This is a genomic window from Amycolatopsis thailandensis (genome assembly GCF_002234405.1).
GTDB lineage: Bacteria > Actinomycetota > Actinomycetes > Mycobacteriales > Pseudonocardiaceae > Amycolatopsis > Amycolatopsis thailandensis.
In genome coordinates this window covers 1-22,114 of the sequence record NZ_NMQT01000104.1, presented here as the reverse complement: position 1 = coordinate 22,114, position 22,114 = coordinate 1, and the positions used below count along the sequence as shown (strand labels likewise).

13 protein-coding genes are annotated in these 22,114 nt (G+C 68.6%); 4 read left to right on the top strand and 9 right to left on the bottom strand.

Annotated elements, in window-relative coordinates:
* Positions 1 to 244 precede the first annotated feature (244 nt).
* Positions 245 to 3,214: an FxSxx-COOH system tetratricopeptide repeat protein gene (fxsT, locus tag CFP71_RS29245; protein ID WP_093937179.1), complete on the bottom strand. Its 2,970-nt coding sequence runs from the start codon at positions 3,212 to 3,214 to the stop codon at positions 245 to 247.
* A gap of 196 nt (positions 3,215 to 3,410) precedes the next feature.
* Here fxsT and CFP71_RS29240 point away from each other — a divergent pair, with 196 nt between their 5' ends.
* The gene (locus tag CFP71_RS29240; protein ID WP_093937178.1) at positions 3,411 to 3,725 is read left to right on the top strand and encodes a hypothetical protein; all 315 of its coding nucleotides are present in this window, start codon (positions 3,411 to 3,413) and stop codon (positions 3,723 to 3,725) included.
* Positions 3,726 to 4,298: 573 nt separating this feature from the next.
* Here the strand turns inward: CFP71_RS29240 and CFP71_RS29235 are convergent.
* The 4 genes from CFP71_RS29235 to CFP71_RS29220 form a co-directional block, all read right to left on the bottom strand.
* A complete protein-coding gene (locus tag CFP71_RS29235) occupies positions 4,299 to 5,486 on the bottom strand; it encodes a cation:proton antiporter (RefSeq protein WP_093937177.1) in 1,188 nt (395 codons plus the stop codon).
* Positions 5,487 to 5,563: 77 nt separating this feature from the next.
* Positions 5,564 to 7,852, bottom strand: coding sequence for a protein translocase subunit SecD (gene secD, locus CFP71_RS29230; protein WP_093937176.1), 2,289 nt, complete (start codon positions 7,850 to 7,852; stop codon positions 5,564 to 5,566).
* Positions 7,853 to 7,947: 95 nt separating this feature from the next.
* A complete protein-coding gene (locus tag CFP71_RS29225) occupies positions 7,948 to 8,337 on the bottom strand; it encodes a hypothetical protein (protein WP_244199876.1) in 390 nt (129 codons plus the stop codon).
* Between the two features lie 29 nt (positions 8,338 to 8,366).
* On the bottom strand, positions 8,367 to 8,942 hold the full coding sequence (locus CFP71_RS29220) for a TetR/AcrR family transcriptional regulator (RefSeq protein WP_093937220.1): 576 nt from the start codon (positions 8,940 to 8,942) through the stop codon (positions 8,367 to 8,369).
* A gap of 82 nt (positions 8,943 to 9,024) precedes the next feature.
* Here CFP71_RS29220 and CFP71_RS29215 point away from each other — a divergent pair, with 82 nt between their 5' ends.
* Positions 9,025 to 9,351 carry a rhodanese-like domain-containing protein gene (locus CFP71_RS29215; protein ID WP_093937174.1) on the top strand — a complete coding sequence of 109 codons (327 nt, stop codon included), beginning with the start codon at positions 9,025 to 9,027 and terminating at the stop codon, positions 9,349 to 9,351.
* A gap of 3 nt (positions 9,352 to 9,354) precedes the next feature.
* On the opposite strand, the gene CFP71_RS29210 is transcribed toward CFP71_RS29215, so the two are convergent.
* Positions 9,355 to 10,005, bottom strand: a complete 651-nt coding sequence (locus CFP71_RS29210; protein ID WP_093937173.1) for a maleylpyruvate isomerase family mycothiol-dependent enzyme — start codon at positions 10,003 to 10,005, stop codon at positions 9,355 to 9,357.
* 112 nt (positions 10,006 to 10,117) lie between these two features.
* On the opposite strand from CFP71_RS29210, the gene CFP71_RS29205 reads away from it, so the two are divergent.
* Positions 10,118 to 10,528, top strand: a complete 411-nt coding sequence (locus tag CFP71_RS29205) for a RidA family protein (protein ID WP_093937172.1) — start codon at positions 10,118 to 10,120, stop codon at positions 10,526 to 10,528.
* A 25-nt stretch (positions 10,529 to 10,553) separates the two neighbouring features.
* Here CFP71_RS29205 and CFP71_RS29200 read toward each other — a convergent pair whose 3' ends face one another.
* A complete protein-coding gene (locus CFP71_RS29200; protein ID WP_093937171.1) occupies positions 10,554 to 18,845 on the bottom strand; it encodes a DUF7927 domain-containing protein in 8,292 nt (2,763 codons plus the stop codon).
* A 207-nt stretch (positions 18,846 to 19,052) separates the two neighbouring features.
* On the opposite strand from CFP71_RS29200, the gene CFP71_RS29195 reads away from it, so the two are divergent.
* A complete protein-coding gene (locus CFP71_RS29195) occupies positions 19,053 to 20,009 on the top strand; it encodes a hypothetical protein (protein WP_244199875.1) in 957 nt (318 codons plus the stop codon).
* On the opposite strand, the gene CFP71_RS29190 is transcribed toward CFP71_RS29195, so the two are convergent.
* On the bottom strand, positions 19,996 to 20,850 hold the full coding sequence (locus CFP71_RS29190; protein ID WP_093937170.1) for an alpha/beta fold hydrolase: 855 nt from the start codon (positions 20,848 to 20,850) through the stop codon (positions 19,996 to 19,998). The two genes, CFP71_RS29195 and CFP71_RS29190, sit on opposite strands and share 14 nt — an antisense overlap.
* A partial coding sequence (locus CFP71_RS29185) for an ABC transporter ATP-binding protein (protein ID WP_143267206.1) occupies positions 20,847 to 22,114 on the bottom strand: 1,268 nt, incomplete at its 5' end. The genes CFP71_RS29190 and CFP71_RS29185, both read right to left, overlap by 4 nt.

Here is a 22,114-nt window from a genome sequence, read left to right as displayed (position 1 = left end):
CGGGGCGGCCCCGCGTGACATCCGGTCGATCCTCGAAGCGGGCGGACGAATCCGGGTACTGGTCCTGGATCCGACCGACGAAGCGATCGTGGAAATCGCGGATCGCCGGATATCGCAAAGCCACGGGCAAGGCCGGACGCGGCAGCGAATACCGGCCACGTTGGACGAACGGCGCCGATGTTCACAGTGGAACCGAAGGAACGGTCGTGGGACTCCTTGGCCACTGTCCCCCGCGGGTGACTGATCAAGAACGGTCACGCAGGCGGATCGCGGTCTCCAGGTTCTCCCGGATCCGTCTGGTCACGCGATGGTCCGGCCCCAGCGCCCGCTCGGCGTCCGCCCGCGCCTCTTCGTACATCCGGATCGCGAGCGGCAGATCGCCCGCGACGCCGCGGGCGTAGGCCAGGTCGTTCCGGGTGTTCAGGGTGTCCTGGTGATCGTGCCCGAACACCCGCTCCCGCGCGGCCAGCGTGCTTTCGTACAACTCGATCGCCCGGGCCGGATCACCGGCGGATTCGTACGCCCCGGCGAGGTTGTTGCCCGATTTCAAGGTGTCGGGGTGATCGGGTCCCAGGACGCGTTCACGATCCGCCAGCGTCCGTTCTTGCAGTTCGACAGCGCGGGTGAGGTCACCGGCCGCCTCGCACGCTCCCGCGAGATTGGCCCGCGAGATCAGCGTGTTCGGATGGTCCGCTCCCAGCACGCGCTCGCGATCTTCCAGTGTCGTTTCGAACAGCGTGACCGCACGTTTCACGTCTCCTTTCGACCAATGGAGGTAGGCCAGGTTGTTCCGGTACAGCAAGGTCTCCGGGTGATCGGCTCCCAGCACCCGTGCACGATCGGCGAGCGTGACTTCGTGAAGCCCGATCGCCCGTTCCACCTCTCCCGCCGCCTCGTAGGCCATGGCCAGGTTGTTCCGGGAGAGCAGCGTGTCCGGGTGTTCCTTTCCCAGCAGCCGTTCACGCCCCGTCAGCGTCTCTTCCAGCAGCGAGATCGCTTGAGTCAGGTCGCCGGCGGCGTGACAGGCGGCCGCCAGGTTGTTCCGGTAACTCAAGGTGTCCGGATGGGCGGACCCCAGCGCCCGCTCGCAGTCCTCCAGCGTGGCCTCGAACAACGCGATCGCCCGCGTCAGGTCACCGGCCGCCTGGTACGCGGACGCCTCGTTGCTCCGGGCTTGCAGGGTGACGGGATCATCGATGCCGTAGAGGCGTTCACAACCGTTGCTCGCGCGGCCCGCGAGCGCGATCGCGGCCGCGGGATCGCCCTGTCCGAGGACGTAGAGGCCGAGGCTGTTCGCGAGGTGACAGAGCGGACCGGTGTCGATGTCGGTGTGTTCGAGCAGCGCCCGCCCGTGGGGCAGCACGGCTTGGAACACGGGCCAGTAGTCGGGCAAGCGGGGGTCGGCCGCGTCGAGCGCCTTGGCGAGCGCGGCGGCGGTCGCCTCCCGAGCGTGGTCGATGTCTTCGGGACGGCGGTAGGGATCGGCCGGGTCGGGCGTCCGGGTCACGGCCTGCACGAGACGGTGGACCTCGATCGTTTCGGCGTCGAGGGTGATCATGCTGTAGGCGGCCAGCCGCCCCAGCGCCTCGGACAACTCCGGTTCGTCGGCGGCGTCCGCCAGCAGTGCCCGCGGGATGCGTTCGGGAGCGTGCCAGGCGAGACGTCGCAACACTTTCGCGGCGAGCGGGGTGTCCGCGAGCCTGTCCAGGGTGACGTGCCAGACCCGGGCCACGGCACGCTCCGCGTCTTCGGCCTCCGCGGTCCACGCGAACATCCTCGCCGGAGACCTCGCGAGCAGGCCGAGGTAGCGGGCCGGGGTCATGCGGTTCTGCGCGAGATAGGCCGCGGCCTGTTCGACCGCCAGGGGCAGCCACCCGAGTTCCGCGCAGAGCTCGCCGGCGCCGGCCGGGACCACGTCCGGCCACTCGGCCCGGACCGTCCGTTCGAGCAGCTCGACGGCCTCGTCCGGTTCCAGCACGTCCAGTGACACGGTGCTGACGTCCCGCCAGCCGGTGCCGCGTCTGCTGGTGACGATGATGGTGCCGGTCCGCACTCGCTCCAGCAGCCCACTCGCGTGCGCGAGATCGGTCAGGTTGTCCAGGACGAGCAGCCAGCCGGAATGACCGGCCAGCCAGTTCACGGCCTGTTCGATCCGTTGTTCCCACGGCAGCTCCACGGCCTGCGGGGACAGCGCCACGGCCAGCTCCGCCAGCCCTTCGTCGATCGCCGGAGCCGAGTCCGCCGTCACCCACCACACGGCCGAGTAATCCGCCGAGCGCAGTTCGGCGAATCTGGCGGCCAGGCTGCTCTTGCCGATACCGCCCAGGCCGTGCACCGCCACCACCGCGACCCGGCCGGCGGCCTTCGCCGCCCTCTCCAAGCGGTCCAATTCGGCGGTGCGTCCGACGAATACCTTGCCGCGCAAAGGAAGTTTCCAGGCCGCGGGACGGGATGGCGAGATTTCGGTCTCCGACAGGATGTCGGCGATGAACCTCGAAACCTGGCCGTAGACAAGGGAATCGCGATCGGCCGGTTTGCAGATGCCGACGTGATCGGCGTCGACGGAGATCGGCCGGATCCGGGGCAGTCCGGGGTTGGCCGAACCCTCGTCGACCACTCGGACGCCTCTGGTCGGGTACGCCTCGAAGAACACCAGGTTCCGGATCCCGGATTTGTCGGCCCAATCGCGGTACCGGTCGTTGAGATGCCGCAGATGAGCGGAATTGCGTTCGAGGTCCTTCACCGCCGCGGTGGACCGGTAGACCAGTCCGAGCGCTTTGACGACCGCCGCCAGCCCGGAACCGGTATGCGGAGTCCCCAGGAAGACCACCCCGCGCGTGGCCTTCGCGAACTCCGCGAACCCGGCCCGGCCCTCGGCCGCGTGCAGCAGGATCTCCTTGGCCAGCAAACCGCCCATACTGTGCGTGACGAAGCACAGCGGCCGCTCGCCGATACCGTGGTTCTGCAGGCGCGCCATCAAGTTGATCGCCCGGTCCTGCATGGGCATCGCCCGGCCCCGCCACCCGGTCGACCAGGCCTCGTAGCCCACCGACCACACGGCCAGCCTGTCGAAGTCCTCCGCCAGCCACTCCGGCCAGAACGACGACGGTGAGCCGCCCGCCCACGTCTTCCGCGCGTCGCCGTCCAGCCCGTGCAGGAAGACCACGTCCAGTCCGGCCGGTTCGGGGACCCGGACCTTGATGATCTCCGGCAATCTCCTACCTCCGGTCGGGGCCGCCGCGTCGGGTGACCACCGGATGTCGGTGGTTCGCCGCTCGCCGTTACGAACCGGCGATCAGGTCCGCTTCCATGATCGAGGCGTCCGCGGCCGGTAACGGTTCGGGAACGGCGCTCGTCCGGTCGATTCCCCGGCCCATAGGGTGCCTTCTTCCGCACCCAGGGGAGGGTTCGTGCACATTCACGCCAGACGCCGGTCCATCAGCTTCAGCGGCCGGACGATCACGATCAAGGCGGCCGTGAAGGGGCTCGGCAACCGGAAGCACACGTTCGGTGTCGAGAAGATCAGCGGTATCAAGAACATCCCGCCGACGGCGTTCAAGCCGGGAAGGCTCGTCTTCGAAGTACCCGGCGCCTCCAAGACGATCGTCGAGGACGCGCCCTTGTACGCCGACAAGGTGGACATGAACACCTTCACCTACGGCGGCATGAATTCGAAGCATGTGAAAGAACTCGAAGCGGCGATCAGGAAGGCGATGGGCTCCTGATCGCTCGTGAGCGGTCAGGAGGACCAGTCCGCGGTGACGCTCATGTGTCCACATAGGACACGTAGCAGCAATCGGGAGTCCGGGGTATTGAGAGAACAGCGAAGGTGGCGTGTTGCGAAAGCCACGTTCGCAACCTTGAACGTTGCGAACGTGGCTTTCACAACACCGCCGACCTGCCAGACCCCGCCGAGCCAAGGTACGCGGTCTGGCCGGTCGCCTGTTCCCGGTCCTTGTTCCCAATGTCGCATTTGTGTCGCTGAGCGACACAGATGCGACATTGGGAACCCCGCCGAGGTTAAGAAGTCGCCACCTTGGCCCTCGACAGAATTCTCTTTCCCGCTCACGACACCCGCGAGCACACGCGACTGTCGGGGTTCAGGTGTCGGATTTTGGCGCCCCGCTGGATCCGGCAGTAGTTGCGCCAGCACCCTCCGGCAGGCCAGGTGGTTGCGCGATCCAAGCGATTCGGCAAGCGCAGGGAAGAAACCGGACGTTCAACGTCGGAACCTCCCCCGTCACACCCTCACCCCAGCGGCACCGCCGGCCTCGCTCGGGACAGGCTCACCCACCGCCTCAGGAGGTCTTGGATTTGCGGTTCAGGAACGCCGACGCCCCGACACCGTGCGCGGCGACGCTCGCCAGCACGGTCACCGCCATGACGCTCAACGCGACGTCCGCCGCGTCGCCGTCGAGCGAGTTGTAGGCCAGCAGACCGAACACGATCGACGCCGCGCCGCGCGGCGCCAGCAGGCCGATGGTCATCCGGTCCCGCCACCGGAAGTCCGTGCGCAGCAAGGTGAGCAGCACCGGGATCAGCCGGGCGACGGTCAGCGCGACGACGCTGACGATCACCACGCCCCAGGTGAGGCCGAAGGACAGCACCAGCACCGCGGTGCTGCCGAAGACGAACCACATCAGCAGCCCGCACAGCGAACTGACGTCCTCGGCGAGCCCGAGTTCGTCTTCGCCGGGGTGCCGGGCGGTCTTGTAGGCGATGCCGCAGATGAACGCGGCGACGAAACCGTTGCCGCCGATCGCGACGGCGGCGGTGTAGGTCAGCAGCGGCAAAGCGACGGCCGCGACCCGCGCGGAGTGCCGTGTCGACCAGCCGTGTTTGGCCGTCACGTTCATCGCCACGGCGGCCACCGCGCCGATGACGGAGCCCGCCAGCACGGCCAGCAACGCCGCCGGGATCGCGGCCTGGAGCGCCTCGCCCGGTGTGTTCGCCTGATGATTGCTCCCCGCGAGGGTGAGCGCGAAGATGAACACCGGGGCGACGACGCCGTCGTTGTACCCGCTTTCGACGTTCAGCAGGTGCCGCACGCGTTCGGGCACCCGGACGTCGTGCACCACCGAGGTCGCCGGCGCGAAGTCCGTCGGCGCGATGATGCAGGCGATCAGCAGGATCACCGTCCAGCCGAGGCCCGGCAGCACCAGCAGGCCGACGCCCATGACGATCAGGATCGTCAGCGGCAGCGCGATCAGCAGCAGCCGCACCGCGGTCTTGGCGTCATGACCGAGATAGCCGCCCTTGACCGCGGTGGCGTCGACGAACAGCAGCAGCGCGAGGATCAGTTCCGCCGCGTTGAGCGCGATCTCGGTGTTGAGCCCGTTGCCGAGATCGTTGCGGGTGCTGAACCCGATCGCCAGCCCCGCCGCGACCATCGCCATCGGCGCGGTGATCTGCCACCGTTCCAGCCGTGCCGCCGTCATCGTCCAAGCCAGCACGACGACAGCGCCGACGAGCACGCTCTGGATCATCTACCCCGCCCCTCGTTCCCGGTGGACTCCCCTGCCACCGGGAACGAGCATAGAGGCCGTCCACAAAGGAACGCCGGTCACACCACCGCGCCGTTGTCGTCGCGCTTCTGTGTCCGCGACGCCCCGCGGGCGGGACGCCCGGCCCCCGGCCACCGCCTGTCGAGCAGGATCGCGACCGGCCCCGCGGTGGCCACAGTGGACACTGTGCCCGCGACAAGCCCCAGCAGGAGCGCGAGGGCGAAGTCGGCCAGCGAACCGTCCCCGAGGAACAGCAGCGCCCCGAGCACGAACAGCACGCCGATCCCGGTGTTGATCGTCCGGGGCAGCGTCTGCAGCACGGCCGTGCCGACGACGCGGGCGAACGGTTCCTTGCGCCGCTGCCCCCGCACTTCGCGGACCCGGTCGAAGACCACCACCGAGTCGTTGACCGAGTAGCCGATCACCGTCAGCAGCGCGGCGAGGAAGACGCCGTCCATGGACTTGCCCAGCCAGGCGAAGATCCCGAGGATGATCAGCACGTCCTGGGCGAGCGCGGCCACCGTGGCCAGCCCGAGCCGCCAGTCGAACCGCACCGCCAGGTAGATCAGCTGCGCCAGCACCGCGAGACACAGCGCGATCACCGCCTTGGTGCGCAGTTCGGCGCCGAGGCTCGGGCCGATCTGCTCGTCGCGGATCTCGGTCGCTTCGCCGGTGACTCCGGCGACCGCGGTCCGGATCCGCTCGGTGGCGTCGTCGTCGATCGGCTCGGTACGGACCGCGATGTCCTTGTCACCGGACATCTGCACGACGGCGCGGGGGAAGCCGGCGTCGGAGACCGCGTCACGGACCTGCTCGACGTCGGCGGGCGATGAAGTGCTGTACTCGATCACCCTGCCGCCGGTGAACTCGACGCCGAGATTCGGCCCCGCCACGAACAGTCCCGCGATCGCGGCGATGACGACGGCGCCCGCGACCATCAGCCAGCGTTTCGGCTTGCCGAGGAACTCCGGATCACGCCGGTTCACCCATTGGCGGACTTTGCCCTCGTGGGTGAGCCCGGACAGCCGCGGTTTGCGCGCGACGAAGCCCCGCATGGTGAGGTGCAGCAGCAAGCGCGTGAGCACGAGCGAGATGAACAGGGCGACGACGACACCGATCGACAGCGTCACCCCGAATCCGCGCACCGGGCCGGACGCCAGCCAGAACAGCAGCCCCGCCGCGAGCAGGGTGGTCACGTTCGAATCGACGATCGCCGACAACGCGCCGCTGAACCCGCGGCTGACCGAGCGCGGCAGCGAACCACCGCGTTTGACCGAGTGTTCCTCTCTCGCCCGTTCGAAGACGAGCACCGTGGCGTCGACGGCCATGCCGATGGCCAGGACGAACCCGGCCAGTCCCGGCAAGGTGAGTGTCGCGCCGACGGCGAGCAGGGCGGCGTAGGACACGGCGGCATAGGCCACCAGCGTGCCCACGGCGACCAGTCCGGCCAGGCGGTACACCGCGACCAGGAACAGCGCGGTCAGCGCCAGGCCGATCACGGCGGCGCGGGCGCTGGCGTCGATCGCGGCGGCACCGAGCGTGGGACCGACGGTCCGCTGTTCGATGATCTCGACCGGCGTCGGCAGCGCGCCGGCGTTGATCAGCAACGCCAGGTCCTTCGCCTCGGCCGGGGAGAACTGCCCGGTGATCTGCGTGCTCCCGCCGACGATCCCGACCCCGCAGGCGACCTGCGGGCTCACCTGGGGTGACGAGATCACCTTGTCGTCGAGTGCGATCGCGACCCGGCGGGCCGGGTCACCGGGCGGCGAGCAGGCCGCCTGCCCGGTCAGTCTTTCCCAGGCACGACCGGAGTCCCCTTTGAAGTCGACGGAAACGAGCCAGCCGCCGCCACCCTGCGAATCGATCGACGAACGTGCCTCGTCGACGCCTTCGCCGGTCAGCGCGGCTGGTCCCAGCGTGATCGGCTGCCCGCTCTCGTCGGGCAGGACGCGGGTGTCCGGCTTTTCGCCGGGGACGGACCCGACACCCACCACCGGATGGAAGGACAGCTGCGCGGTCCGGCCGATCACCTCGACGGCCTCGCGCGGATCCCGCACGCCGGGCAGTTCGACGATGATCCGGTTGTCCCCGGAGCGGGCCAGCATGGGCTCCGCGACGCCCAGCGCGTCGACCCGGCGGCGCAGCACCTCGAGTGTCCGGTCGGTGGTCTCCGCGTCGGCGGTGACGGTGGGCGAATCCTTGGTCTCCAGCACGATCTGCGTGCCACCACGCAGATCGAGCCCCAGGCGCGGGGCGGTGGTCAGCAACAGATACACGGTCGCGGCGAGGATGACCAGCGAGACGACGGCTCGCCCGGTCATGCCCCGCCGCGCGGTTTCGCGCGGCAAGAAGGTTTCTCCTCGATGAGTTCACCCGCGCGCGGCAGCGAAAGGCGGGCGCGCGGATTCCCGGTCCGGGCACGCGGAAGACGTGCCCGGGAGCTTCAGACGGCTACCGGGGAAGGAGGAGCGCGATCACCCAGCGCCAGGCGGTTCGCCGTGAGCCGGGGAGGAGTGACGTCGTCGTGGAGCTCGCTGAGGCGCAGCAGGGTCGTGGACGCGGGCCCGTGCGGGACGGTCCCGAAGAGAGGCAGGTCACCGTGACCGTGCACACCCAGCAGCGAGGGTTCGGCGGCGAGCCTGCCCATGGCGCGCACCGGCGCGACGGCCTTGGAGACCGAGGAGTCGACCGTCGCGTTCGCCCCGCGGGACTCGTCCGCCGAGGCGGAATCACCCGAGTGCAGCGCGAGGAACAGGCCGAGCGCGGTCAGCACGGCGGCGAGCAGGACGAGCACGGCCTGCCTCGCAGACCGGTACCTCCGGCTCTCCACCATCGACACACTCCCGGGTTCTCGCCGACACCCTACTTGGCTCCGGCCTCCCGCCACAGGCGCGTGATCCCCGCGCGGACGCGGTCCTCCCCCAGTTCCGGCAGCAAAGCGGTCACGTGTTCGGCCGCCAGCGGCGCGAGCAGGGCGTGCGCGGCGTGCTCGGGATCGGCGACACCGTCGAGCAGGATCGCCACGTGCCGGTGCCAGAACCGGTAGGCCCCGATGCGGTAGCGCGCGCCCGGCGCGGCGGTCTCCGACATGCGCACCAGCGGCAGATGCTTGAGGACGTAGTCGAGGTACTCGTCGGCGAAAGCCACGAGCCGTTCGACCGGCGGCGCGCCGGGGCCCAGCGGCGGCGGGCCGTGCAGGATCCCTTCCTGGAGCACGCGTTCCCGGGCGTCCAGCAGCGCCGCGGCCAGCCCCGCCTTGTCACCGAAGCGGCGGAACAACGTCCCCTTCCCCACGCCCGCGGCCGCCGCGACCTGGTCCATCGACACCGCTTCGACGCCGTGCTCGGCGAACAGCGACGCGGCCGCGTCCAGGATGGCGGCCCGGTTGCGGGCGGCGTCGGCGCGCTCTTTGGGCGGCGGCGTACGCAGCAGTTCCAGCGGCGTTGCGAAAGCGGACTGCGGTCCGTTATGGTCGTGAGGCACATGCGGACTATAGTCCGATTCAACTGGAGGTAGCGACATGACCGCACTCATCACCCGTGACGAGCTGAAGGCCGCGATCGACGCGAAGACCGTGACGGTGGTCGACGCGCTGGGTGGCGAGTACCACGCCGAGCGGCATCTGCCCGGCGCCGTTCCCCTGGTCCTCGCCGACGTCGACGCGCACGCCGCGACCGTGCTCCCCGATCGCGGCGCCGCCATCGTCACCTACTGCTCGAACCCCGCGTGTCCCAACAGCGGGCAGGTCGCCGACCGCCTCACCGCCCTCGGCTACACCGACGTCCGCAAGTACCGGGAGGGCATCGAAGACTGGGCCGGCGCGGGCCTGCCCCTCGAACGGGGCTGAGTCTCAGTCCCGCGAGGGGACGCGCTCTCGCAGGATCGAAACCCCGTCGCCGTCGAGTTCGGCCAGGTAGGCCGCCCGTCCGGTCATGGCCATGATCAGTGCCACGGTCGTGCCCGAGACGAGCGGCCCGGACCCGACGGTGAAGGGACCGTCGGTCGCTTCCAGCCGCAGCCCGCCGATACGCCCTTTCGCCTCCACCACCATGTCCGAGCCCTGGTAGTACTCGGCCAGCGCGGTGAGCACGGGGATCGGGTGGTCGCGGCGGATGCCGAGCGGACGGCGGATGTCCTCGCCGTGCACGATCGTTTCACCGAGCATCGCCAGCTTCGGCAGGGGCGGTTTCGTCGTGCTGGTGACGACGCCACGGAATCGCTCCAGCGTCTCGGCGCCGTCCTCGCCCAGCTGCTCGGCCAGCCGCATGGCGACCTGTTCGTCGAAGTCCCACCCGCAGCGGATGACCCCCGCCATCCACCTCAGCGGTGTCAGGGTCGCGGCTGAGGTGAGATGCGCGAGCACCTCGCGCACCGTCAGCCCGGCGCACAGCGACGGCGTCGCCCACTGCTCTTCGGTCAATCCCGCGAGATCGTTCGCCAGCGCCTCCCGCTCGGTGTGGATCAGCGGCCAGACGTCGGTCTTCGTTCCTGCACCAGTCATCCGGAGTCCCTTTCAGTCATCGTCCGTCGAAGGGGAGACTCCCGCCGGGGCGCGGAATCATCGGCCTTCATACTTTGGTGGTGAATTCCTTGCGTCGAGAAAACGGGGACCGATGATCCAGCGCTGGAGTCCGGAGACCGTGGCGGCCCCGATCGGCCCGTACAGCCATCTGGTCCGTGTTCCCGCCGACCACGAACTCGTCGTCGTGTCCGGTCAGATCGGCGTACTGCCCGACGGTGACCTGGCGGGCCCCGACGCCGGGTCCCAGACCCGCGCGGTGCTCGCCAACCTCGAACGGCTGCTCGAAGCCGCGGGCGCCGGCCCGGAGCACCTGGTCAAGATCTTCAGCATGCTGTCCGGCACCGAGCACCTCGACGGCTTCCGCGCGGCGATGCGCGAGACCTTCACCCGCTGGTACCCGGAAGCCGGCTGGCCCGCCCAATCGCTGATCGTCGTGGCGGCGCTGGCGCGACCGGAACTCGTCGTCGAGGTCGAAGCGCTGGTCGCGGTACCCCGGCGCTGAGCCGGGCCGGGGCCACCGCGTCAGGTCAGGACTCCCGGCGCCTCCTCCCGGCGAGGAGCAGCAGCGCTCCGATGGCCAGCATGCCCAGCGCCAGGATCGACATGGTCTTCACCGGCGAACCGGTGACGGCCAGGCCCGGCGGGCGCGGGGTGGGCGGCGGCTGCGGGTTCGGCTTGTCCGGCGGCTGCGGTGTCGGCGGCACCCGGGTGTCGGTCCCGCAGTCGGGGTTGTCCGAGCCCGGCGGGCAGTTGCCGCCCGGGGTGTCGGACGTGACCACGTTGCGGAGGCGGTGGTCACCGGTCGCCGGCTTCCGCACGGTGACGGCGTAGGTGACGGTGGCCTTCTCCCCCGGCTTCAGTTCGCCCTTCCAGGTGAGCTTCGGCGCGGAATAGGTGACCGTTCCCGTACTGGCCTTCGCGGTGCCGTCGAAGGTGGCGTCGTCCAGCACCTGGCTCAGGTCGTCGGTGAACGTCGCGTCGTCCACCGCGGCCTGCCCGGTGTTCTCCACCGTGACGGTGTACGTGACGACCTCGCCCGGCTTGGCCTCCGTCCTGTCGGCCGTCTTCTTGATCTTCAGGCTGGACAACGGTGTCGTCGTTCCGCACTTCGGATCCGTGCTGCCCGGCGGGCAGTTTCCTCCCGGGGTGTCGGTGGTGATCACGTTGGTGAGCTTGCCGTCGCCATCGGTCTTGGTCACCTTGACGCTGTAGGTGACCGTCGCCGTCTGCCCGATTTCCAGATCACCGGTCCAGGTCAGCTTCGGTTCCTCGTAGGTCACCGAACCGGTCGTCGCCGCGCCGTCCTTCTGGAACACGGCGTCGTCGAGGACCTCGGTCAGGTCGTCGGTGAACGTCGCGCCGGCGAGCTTCGTCTTGCCGGTGTTGCGGACCGTCACCGTGTACTTGACGACGTCGCCCGGGTTCGCAGTGGCCTTGTCCGCCTTCTTCTCCAGCGAGATGCCGGGCACCGGGGTGACGGTCGAGCACGCCGGATCGCCGGACTGCGGCGGGCAGGTGCCCGGGGTGTTGGTGCTGACGGTGTTCCGCAGTTCGTGGTCGCCCGTGACGGGGTTCTTCACCTTCACCGAGTACTTCAGCGTGGTCGACGCCCCGACCGGGAGATCGCCGGTCCACACCAGGTTCGGCGCGGTGAAGGCGAACGTCCCGGCGACCGGCGCCGACACGGCGTCACCGGCGTAGTCGGCGTCGTCCAGCACCTCGGACAGGTCGTCCGTGACCCGGGCGGCGTCCTCGCCGACCAGGTCGACCTTGCCGGTGTTGGTGACGGTCACGGTGTAGGTGACGACGTCGCCCGGGTTCGCGGTCTGCTTGTCCGACGTCTTCTTGACCGTCAGCTCGCGGGACGGCACGTCGGCCACGCAGTTCGGGTCGGTCGAACCGGGCGGGCAGTTGTTGCCCGGTGTTTCCGAGGTGACCACATTGGACAGTTTCTTGTCGCCGGTGTCCGGGTTCTTGATCTTCACCGTGTAGGTGATGGTCGAGGTCTGCCCGATGCCGAGGTCACCGGTCCACGTCAGTTTCGGCGCCGTGTACGAGACGCCGCCGATGGTCGCCGCGCCGTCGTTCTGGTAATCGGCGTCGTCCAGGACCTCGGTCATGTCGTCGACGAAGGTCGCACCGCCCTGTTCGGTCTGCCCGGTGTTGGTGACGGTGATCGTGTACTTCACCGTGTCGCCGGGATCGACCGACTTCTTGTCGGCGGTCTTCTTGATGAGCAGACCGGAGACCGGCGTGGTGGTGCCGCATTTCGGATCCGTCGAACCCGGCGGGCAGTTGCCGCCGGGAGTCTCCGACGTCACCACGTTGACCATCTTGTCGTCGCCGGTGTTCGGGTTCTTCACCTTGACCGTGTAGGTCACCGTGGCCGTCGCGCCCACGTCGAGGTCACCGGTCCACGTCAGCTCGGGTTCCGCGTAGGACACCGCGCCGAGGGTCGCCGCGCCGTCGTTCTGGTAGTCGGCGTCATCCAGGACCTGAGTCAGGTCGTCGGTGAAGGTCGCACCGGCGATCTTCGTCTGCCCGGTGTTGGTCACGACGACCGTGTACTTCACGACGTCATCAGGGTTGGCCGACTTCTTGTCGACGGCCTTCTCGATCTTCAGGCCCGACACCGGGGTTTCGGTGCCACAAGCGGGATCCGTGGATCCTGGCGGGCAGTTGCCGCCCGGCGTCCCGGACGTCACCACGTTCTTCAGCCGGTTGTCGCCGGTGTTCGGGTTCTTGACCTTGACGGTGTAGGTCACCGTGGCCTTGTCACCGACACCGAGGTCACCGGTCCACGTCAGCTTCGGCGCCGCGAACGACACCGCACCGATCGTCGCCGCGCCATCGTTCTGATAGTCGGCGTCATCCAGGACCTGAGTGAGATCGTCGGTGAAGGTCGCACCGGCGATCTTCGTCTGCCCGGTGTTGGTCACGACGACCGTGTACTTCACGACGTCACCCGGGTTCGCCGACTTCTTGTCGACGGCCTTCTCGATCTTCAACCCGGACACCGGTGTCGTGGTGCCGCACTTCGGATCCGTCGAACCCGGAGGACAGTTGCCGCCCGGCGTTTCGGAGGTGATCGTGTTGATGAGCTTGTTGTCACCGGCGGTGGGGTTCTTGACCTTGACCGTGTAGGTCACCGTGGACACCGCGCCCACGTCGAGATCACCGGTCCAGGTCAGCTTCGGCGCCGCATACGACACCGCACCGATCGTCGCCGCTCCGTCGCCCTGATAGTCCGCGTCATCCAGGACCTGCGCCAGGTCGTCCGTGAAGGTCGCCCCGGTCAACTTGGTCTGGCCGGTGTTCGTGACCGTGACCGTGTACTTCACGACGTCACCCGGGTTCGCCGACGCTTTGTCGACGGCCTTTTCGATCTTGAACCCGGACACCGGCGTCGTCGTGCCGCACTTCGGATCCGTCGAACCCGGCGGACAGTTCCCGCCCGGAGTCTCCGACGTGACCACATTGGACAGCTTGTTGTCACCGGTGTTCGGGCTCTTCACCTTCACCGTGTACGTGACCGTGGAAGTCGACCCGACTTCGAGATCGCCGGTCCAGGTCAGCTTCGGTGAAGCGAACACGACCGCACCGATCGTCGCGGCTCCATCATTCTGATAGTCCGCGTCGTCGAGAACCTGCGTCAGATCATCGGTGAACGTGGCACCCACCAACTTGGTCTGGCCGGTGTTCGTGACCGTGACCGTGTACTTGACCACGTCACCGGGATTCGCCGACTGCTTGTCGACGGCCTTCTCGATCTTGAGCCCGGACACCGGCGTCATCGTGCCGCACTTCGGATCCGTCGAACCCGGCGGACAGTTCCCACCCGGAGTCTCAGACGTCACCACATTGGACAGCTTGTTGTCACCGGTGTTCGGACTCTTCACCTTCACCGTATAGGTCACCGTGGACACCGCGCCGATTTCGAGATCACCGGTCCAGGTCAGCTTCGGCGCCGCATACGACACCGCACCGATCGTCGCCGCACCGTCGCCCTGGTAATCCGCGTCGTCCAGCACCTGGGTCAGATCATCGGTGAACGTCGCACTCACCAGTTTCGTCTGACCGACGTTGGTGACCGTGACCGTGTACTTGACCACGTCACCCGGGTTCGCCGACTGCTTGTCGACGGCCTTCTCGATCAACAGGCCGGACACCGGCGTGGTCGTGCCGCACTTCGGGTCCGTCGAGCCCGGCGGGCAGTTCCCGCCAGGAGTCTCGGAGGTGACCACATTGGACAGTGTCTTGTCGCCGGGGTTGGGATTCTTGACCTTCACCGTGTAAGTGATCGTGGACACCGCGCCGATTTCGAGATCACCGGTCCACGTCAGCTTCGGCGACGCGAACGACACCGAACCGATCGTCGCCGCACCGTCGTCCTGGTAATCCGCGTCATCGAGGACCCGGGTCAAGTCGTCGGTGAACGTCGCCCCGGCCAACTTGGTCTGACCGGTGTTCGTGACGGTCACTGTGTACTTCACGACGTCACCGGGGTTCGCCGACTCCTTGTCGACAGTTTTCTCGATCTTGAAGCCTGAGACCGGCGTGGTCGTGCCGCACTTCGGATCCGTCGAACCCGGCGGACAGTTCCCACCCGGAGTCTCCGACGTCACCACGTTGATCAGCTTGTTGTCACCGGTGTTCGGACTCTTCACCTTCACCGTGTACGTCACCGTGGACGTCCCGCCGATTTCGAGGTCACCGGTCCACGTCAGCTTCGGCGCCGCATAGGACACCGCACCGACCGTTGCCGCACCGTCGTCCTGGTAATCGGCGTCATCGAGAACCTGCGTCAGATCATCCGTGAACGTCGCGCCGGCGATCTTCGTCTGGCCGGTGTTGGTCACGGTGACGGTGTATTTGACGACATCGCCTGGATTCGCCGACTGCTTGTCGACGGCTTTTTCGATCTTGAAACCCGAGACCGGCGTCGTCGTGCCGCACTTCGGGTCCGTCGAGCCCGGCGGACAATTCCCACCAGGAGTCTCCGAGGTGACCACATTGGACAACTTGTTGTCACCAGTGTTGGGGCTCTTCACCTTGACCGTATAGGTCACCGTGGAGGTGGCGCCGATCTCCAGGTCGCCGGTCCACGTCAGCTTCGGCGACGCGAACGACACCGAACCGATCGTCGCCGCACCATCATTCTGGTAGTCGGCGTCATCGAGAACCTGCGTCAGATCATCGGTGAAGGTCGCCCCGGTCAACTTCGTCTGGCCGGTGTTGGCGACGGTCACCGTGTACTTGACGACGTCACCGGGATTCGCCGAGGATTTGTCGACCGACTTCTCGATTTTGAAGCCCGAGACCGGCGTCGTCGTGCCGCACTTCGGATCCGTCGAACCCGGCGGACAGTTCCCACCCGGAGTCTCCGACGTCACCACGTTGATCAGCTTGTTGTCACCGGTGTTCGGACTCTTCACCTTCACCGTGTACGTCACCGTGGACGTCCCGCCGATTTCGAGATCACCGGTCCACGTCAGCTTCGGCGCCGCATACGACACCGCACCGATAGTCGCCGCGCCATCGTTCTGATAGTCGGCGTCATCGAGAACCTGCGTCAGATCATCGGTGAACGTCGCACCCGCCAACTTCGTCTGGCCGGAGTTGGTGACCGTGACCGTGTACTTGACGACGTCGCCGGGGTTCGCCGACTGCTTGTCGACAGTTTTCTCGAACGTCAGGCCCGAAACCGGTGTGGTGGTCCCGCACTTCGGGTCCGTCGAACCCGGCGGACAGTTCCCACCCGGAGTCTCCGACGTGACCACATTGGACAACTTGTTGTCGCCAGTGTTCGGGTTCTTCACCTTCACCGTGTAGGTCACCGTGGAGGTCGCGCCGATTTCGAGATCGCCGGTCCACGTCAATTTCGGTGAAGCGAACGACACCGCGCCGATCGTCGCCGCGCCATCGTTCTGATAGTCCGCGTCGTCCAGTACCCGCGTCAGATCATCCGTGAAGGTCGCACCGGAGATCTTGGTCTGCCCGGTGTTCCGCACGGTCACCGTGTACTTCACGACGTCACCGGGGTTCGCCGACGCTTTGTCGACAGCCTTCTCGATAACCAAGCCGGACACCGGCGTCGTGGTACCGCACTTCGGATCCGTCGAACCCGGCGGGCAGTTCCCACCCGGGGTCTCCGAGGACACCGTGTTCTTCAGCCGGTTGTCGCCCGTGTTCGGCTTCTTGACCTTGACCGTGTACGTCACGGTGGACGTCGCACCGACGTCGAGGTCACCGGTCCACGTCAGTTTCGGCGAGGCGAACGACACCGCGCCGATCGTCGCCGCGCCGTCGTTCTGGTAGTCGGCGTCGTCGAGCACCTGCGTCAGGTCGTCGGTGAACGTCGCACCGGAAACCTTGGTCTGACCGGTGTTCCGCACGGTCACCGTGTACTTCACGACGTCACCCGGATTCGCCGACTGCCGGTCGGCGGTCTTTTCGATCAGCAGGCCGGAAACCGGTGTCGTGGTACCGCACTTCGGATCCGTCGAGCCCGGCGGACAGTTACCGCCAGGAGTTTCCGACGTCACGACGTTCTTCAGCCGGTTGTCGCCGCTGTTGGGGTTCTTCACCTTGACGGTGTAGGTGAACTCCGCGCTCGCCCCCGCCGCGAGCGTGCCGGTCCAGGTCAGTTTCGGCGACGCGTAGGACACCGAACCGGGCGACGCGGTGGCGTCGTTCTGGTAGACCGCGTCGTCGAGCACCCCGGTCAGATCGTCGACCACCTTGAGATCCGCCGCGGTCACCTTCCCGGTGTTGGCGACCTTGACCGTGTACCGCACGGTGTCGCCCGGGTTCGCGGATTGCTTGTCCGCGGTCTTCGTCACCGTGTACGACGGTGGGGGCACCTTGGTCTTCGCGCACGCCGCGGCGGGATCGTCCGGGCAGCGGTTGTCGGGCGGGACGACCGGCGGCGGCCCGGTCGGCACGTTCGCTCGGTTCACCAGCTCCTTGCCGATGGCGGCTTCGCCGACCTTCACGCGCACGGTCAGCGTGGCCGTCTCCCCGACGGCGAGACCGTTGACAGCCCAGTCGATCGGCCCGGTACCGGACGCCGTGCCCTTCGAAGGCGTGGACGACACGTGGGTCGTGCCTGGCGGCAAGGTGTCGCGCACCGTGAGCGCGGGTACCGGGATCACGCCGGTGTTCCGCAGGGTCACCTGGTAGGTCAGGGTGTCCCCCGGGATCGCCTCGGCGAGGTCGACCGACTTCGTCAGCTGGTACCCGGGCGAGGCGACGGTGTTCCGCACCGTGTTCGAGGTGCGGTCCTGCGGACGGCCGGTGTCCTCGCCGCGGAAGGCCAGCTTGCCGGTGTTGTCGAGTTTGGTGCCGTCCGGCACCGAGGCGCCGACCTTGACCTTGAAGGCGACCTTCTGCGACTGGCCCGGTGCCAGGTTCCGCAGTCTGCACGTGACCACCTGCCCGGCGGCCGAACAGTCCGGATTGGACCCGGCCACGAAGGTGACGCCGTCCGGCAGCGTGTCGGTGAGCACCACGTTCGTCGCGGTGTCGAGGTCGGTGGTGCTGCCGTCGGCGTGCTTGTTGGTGACGTCGAAGGTGTAGGTGACGTCGCCGCCCTTGGTCACGTAACCCGGTGGGCTGTCGTTCGTGTTGCCGACCGGATCGTTGGCCTTGGTGATCTGCAAGTCCGGTTCGAGCGCGTCGGTGACGAGCCAGACGACCTGCGGGTACAGCGCATCGCCGGTGGTGCCGATCTTCACCTGCAGCGCGCTGGTGCCCGCGGGGACCTTGCCGGTGATGTCGATGCTTCGGGCGTCGTACCCGACGTTGTTCACCGGATTGGGGTTTCGCGTGGTGACGTTCGAGCCCGACCCGTTGGCCGCGACCTTGTCGATCCGGCTGCTGAACGCGTTGTTCGTCACCGTGCCCGCGGGTCCCGGCAGGGAGATGTACTGGAGGCTGCTCGCGTTCGGCCCCACCTGGAGGTAGTCACCGCTGATGGGCGCGTCGCCGTCACCCGCGACGATGCCCAGTTCGACGTTCGGCTGGCGTGACGTCGGAGCCTTGATGCCGCTCAGCGCGATGGTCGACGAGGTCGGCGCGCCGCCGCCCGCGACCCGTTGCAGACCGTCCCACACCTGGAGGTAACGCAGCGGTTCGCTGGGCAGCTCGTAGGCCACGACCAGCGACCAGCCGCCCCAGCAGCCGAGGTTCGTCCCGCTGATCGACTGGCCCTGGCAGGCCTGGATGTCGGCGACCGTGTACTGCCCGGTCCCGGCGTTCGTGACGAGGTTCGTGACATCGGCCGCGCCGCCGTAGGTGTACGGGACCGGGAAGCCGGAGGTCGCCAGCGCGGGGAACCAGTCGTAGGTGTCGGCGGTGATCCGCTGGTAAGCGCCTGAGCCCGGGGTCTTCATGGAGACCTGGTTGCCCCTGCTCCCGTCGCCGGAGGTCCCGGCGGAAGCGACCGGGTTGAACTGCCAGTACAACCGGGCGTTGAGCACCTTCGCACCGGCCGGGACGGTCAGGTTCGCCGCGGAGGCGGTGTTCCCGGGCGCGGCCGGGTCGGTCTTGATCCACGACACCGGGCTCGCGTTGCTCGCGGACTCGTTGCAGACCACGCCGATGCCGCACTGCACGACGGAGTTCGCGGCCATCGTGATGCCGCCGTGCGCCAGGCCGGAGTACACCGGCTCCGGCCCGATCGGCCGCTCGGTGCCTGCTCCGCGCGGCTGCGTCTGGGCACTCGCGGGCAGCGGGGCACCCATCAGCAGCGCCACGACGATCACCGTGAGCAGCGCCAGGCCCCGGCGCCACCGATTCCGCCCACGACGTTCCGCCATGCCGCCTCCGCCTCACCCCTCGCTCCCGTCGGCCGAGGTCGGGACGGCGGGGACAGCGAGTCCGATAGACGGTCATCCTGTGTCGGCGAGATCGCCGACGGCAACCGGTACCGGCGGTGTCCCCTGGATAGAACCCGTTGAGTGGCCCCGAAACCCCCGGACGGGTGATGAACCGTCCACAACGGACGGAAAGAAAGGGGGTGGCGTTTGAGCGCGAAAACTGCCATCGTCGAACGCGTGATCGAAATTCCTTACCACGGCTCCGGTCCCTATTGTTATGCCCATTCACTCGCGATGATGCTGGGCTCCGGAGCACCGGGGATCGGTGTACTCGAAACCGTGACCGGCAGCCCTTTCGGCATGCAGCTGGTCGGCGGGTCGCTGCCGTTTTTCGACGCCTTCGGCTGGGATCCCGATCTCGGCGTCGAGGAGGCGCTCGACGTCCTCGGCTGGACCGCGGAAACCATGAGCGAACCGGATCCGGACGCCGCGTTCGCCCGGCTCACCGAATGCCTGGCCGACGGCCCGGTCCTGATCGGCCCGGTCGAAATGGGGCATCTGCGGCACCAACCGGGAATGACCGGGCCGATCGGGGCCGACCATTTCCTGGTCGCGCTCGCGGCCGACGCCGAGTCCGTCCTGGCCCACGACCCGCAGGGCTACCCGTACGCGCGGATCCCGAGGGCGGATTTCGCCGCCGCCTGGCGTGCCGAAACCGTCGCCTACGGAAAGCCGCACACGCTGCGCACGAATTTCGTCCGGCACACCGTCGTCACCGACGAAGCCGCGATCAGCGCGTCGCTCCCCCGCGCGATCAGGCGGCTGGGCGGTGAGACCGGCGCGGGACTCCCGCCCGGCAGCCTCGGCAACGGCGCCGCGGCGCTCGCGCTGGCCACCCGGATCGAGGCAGGCTGCGACCCGGACCTGCGCGGCATGCTCATCCACTTCGCGATCCGCGTCGGCGCCCGCCGGCTGTCCGACGCGGCGGTGTGCCTGCGCCGGGTCGGCCACGAGGCGGCGGCGGAAATCGCCACCGGACAGGCCCGGCTGGTCGGTTCGCTGCAGTACGACCTCGTCGTCGAGGACGACGCGCGTGCCGCGGAGACGCTCCGGACACTGGCCCCGACCTACGAAGAACTCCGGCGGGCGCTCACGTCATCCTGACGATCTCGCGCGCGATCACCTCGGGCTCGGTCTTCGGTACGTAGTGGCCGGACCGCTCCGCGATCACGTGCCTGCCGCCGGGCGAGAGTGCCACCCGGTGCGCGTGGGACGCGTTCGCCCGCGCCCGCATCCCGCCGGACAGCCCGCCCCCGCCGAGCCCGCCGGACACCACCGTGACCGGGATGTCCCCGAGCACCGGCGGATCGTTCCGCCAGACGGCCAGTTCGTCGAGGAAGGTGCGGGCTTGCTCCCGGTGGGTCCGCATCGTGCCGACGGTGAACGCCTCGCGTTCGAGGTCGCGGCGGACGTCGTCCGGAATGCCCCTCAGCAAGCCGCGGAAGACGACCTTGAGCAGGCCGAGCCGCGCGAGCACGGCCCCGGCCTTGAGCATGACGCGTTCACCGGTGCGGAAGGCGCGGCCGAAGAGGACGTCCGCCGCCTCGTCGGTCGGGTCGACCAGGACCAGTCCGGCGATCCGCTCGGGGCGGCGGGCGGCGGCCTGGCGCGCGATCGGCCCGCCCGCGCTGTGCGCGACGAGGATGTAGGGCCCCGGGCCGAAGTGGTCGAGGACGTCGTTGAGGTCGTCGGCCATCCGGCGCAGTGTCCGGCCACCGGGGTCCGGGGCGCTGCGGCCGAGCCCGGACCGGTCGTAGGCGATCGCGCGGACGTGCCTGCCGACCTCCGGCGGGACCGCCGCCCAGGACGACCGGGTGGCGGCGGCCCCGGCTTCGAACACCACCGTCGGCCCGGTGAAACCTTTGGGTCCGGGGAGCACCATCGCGTGAAGCCGTCTGCCGTCGCGGGTGACGACCCACTCCCGCTCCCCCTGTGTATGGGTCATCGTGCGCCGATCCTCCAGCCGGTGGCGTCGATCTGCCGCCGCCAGAACTCGGCGAAACGTCCTTGCCGCGCGAGGAGTTCTTCGACGGTGCCGTCTTCGGTGATCCGCCCGTCCTCCAGGAAGAGGACCCGGTCCGCGTGCCGGATGCCGGCGATCCGATGGGTGACGATCACCCGCGTCCGCGACGGGGAATCGGCGCTGAGGGACCGGACGACGGCGTCCTCGTTCTCAGTGTCCAGCGCACTGGTGGCCTCGTCGACCAGCAGCACCGGCGCCGGTTTGAGCAGCGCGCGGGCGATCGACACGCGCTGGCGCTCGCCGCCGGACAGCGCGCCGCCCGCCTCTCCGACGGCCGTGTGCTCCAGCAGCTCGCCGACCCTGGCGAGCTTGACGACCTCGGCGATCCTTTCCTCACTCGCCGAGGGATCCCCGGCGAGGACGTTGTCGCGCACCGAACCTTCGAACAGGTACGGCTGCTGGAAAACGACCGTGACGAGCTCCCGCCGGGCGGCCGCGGACAGTTCCGCGAGATCCGTCCCGTCGGCCAGCACCCGCCCGCTCGTGGGCTGGTGCAGACCGGCGAGCAAGGCGAGGACGGTGCTCTTGCCGGAGCCGGACGGCCCGACGATCGCGGTCGTCGTCCCCGGTTCCAGGGTGAGGGAGAAGTTCTCCAGCACAGTTTCGGTGCCGGGCGCGTACCGGAAACCGACGTCCTCGAACCGGATCCGCGGCGCCTGCTCGCCCGATGAGCCCGCCTCACCCGCCGGGGCCACGGGCGCGGTGAGCACGGTCCGGATGCGGCCGAGGGTGGTGGTGGCGGTCTCGATACCGGGCGCGAGATCGCCGAGCGCGCCGAACGGTTCCAGGTACCGGGCGATCACGACGATCAGGGCGATCGCCTCGGGGACGTTCAGGCTTCCTCGCGTGGCGAGGAGAACGGCCGTCCCGGCGAGCAGGACCAGCGCGAGCTGACCGGCGATGCCGAACAGCACCTGACCCGGGATCTGCAGGCGCAGCAACCGGACGGTCGCGCCGTGGTGCGCGGCGAGCGCGGCACCGGCGTGACTGCGCGCGGGTTCCACGCGGCGGGAAGCGCGCAACGTCTGCTGGGTGCGGGCGAACTCGACGATCCGCTCGGTCAGCGTGGTGTTCGCTTCGGCCGCCGCGTGGTCGGCGCGCCGGGTGATGCGCCCGCTCGCCCACAGGGCGCCCAGCAGGACCGGGACCCCGGCCAGCCCGGCGAGCCCGAGCGGCCAGGCGATCG

What these genes read in the sequence shown, in the direction of transcription:
- CFP71_RS29235 (WP_093937177.1), bottom strand. Translation starts at nt 5,486, where the DNA reads ATGATCCAGAGCGTGCTCGTCGGCGCTGTCGTCGTGCTGGCTTGGACG.
- CFP71_RS29225 (WP_244199876.1), bottom strand. Translation starts at nt 8,337, where the DNA reads ATGGTGGAGAGCCGGAGGTACCGGTCTGCGAGGCAGGCCGTGCTCGTC.
- CFP71_RS29215 (WP_093937174.1), top strand. Translation starts at nt 9,025, where the DNA reads ATGACCGCACTCATCACCCGTGACGAGCTGAAGGCCGCGATCGACGCG.
- CFP71_RS29210 (WP_093937173.1), bottom strand. Translation starts at nt 10,005, where the DNA reads ATGACTGGTGCAGGAACGAAGACCGACGTCTGGCCGCTGATCCACACC.
- CFP71_RS29205 (WP_093937172.1), top strand. Translation starts at nt 10,118, where the DNA reads ATGATCCAGCGCTGGAGTCCGGAGACCGTGGCGGCCCCGATCGGCCCG.
- CFP71_RS29200 (WP_093937171.1), bottom strand. Translation starts at nt 18,845, where the DNA reads ATGGCGGAACGTCGTGGGCGGAATCGGTGGCGCCGGGGCCTGGCGCTG.
- CFP71_RS29190 (WP_093937170.1), bottom strand. Translation starts at nt 20,850, where the DNA reads ATGACCCATACACAGGGGGAGCGGGAGTGGGTCGTCACCCGCGACGGC.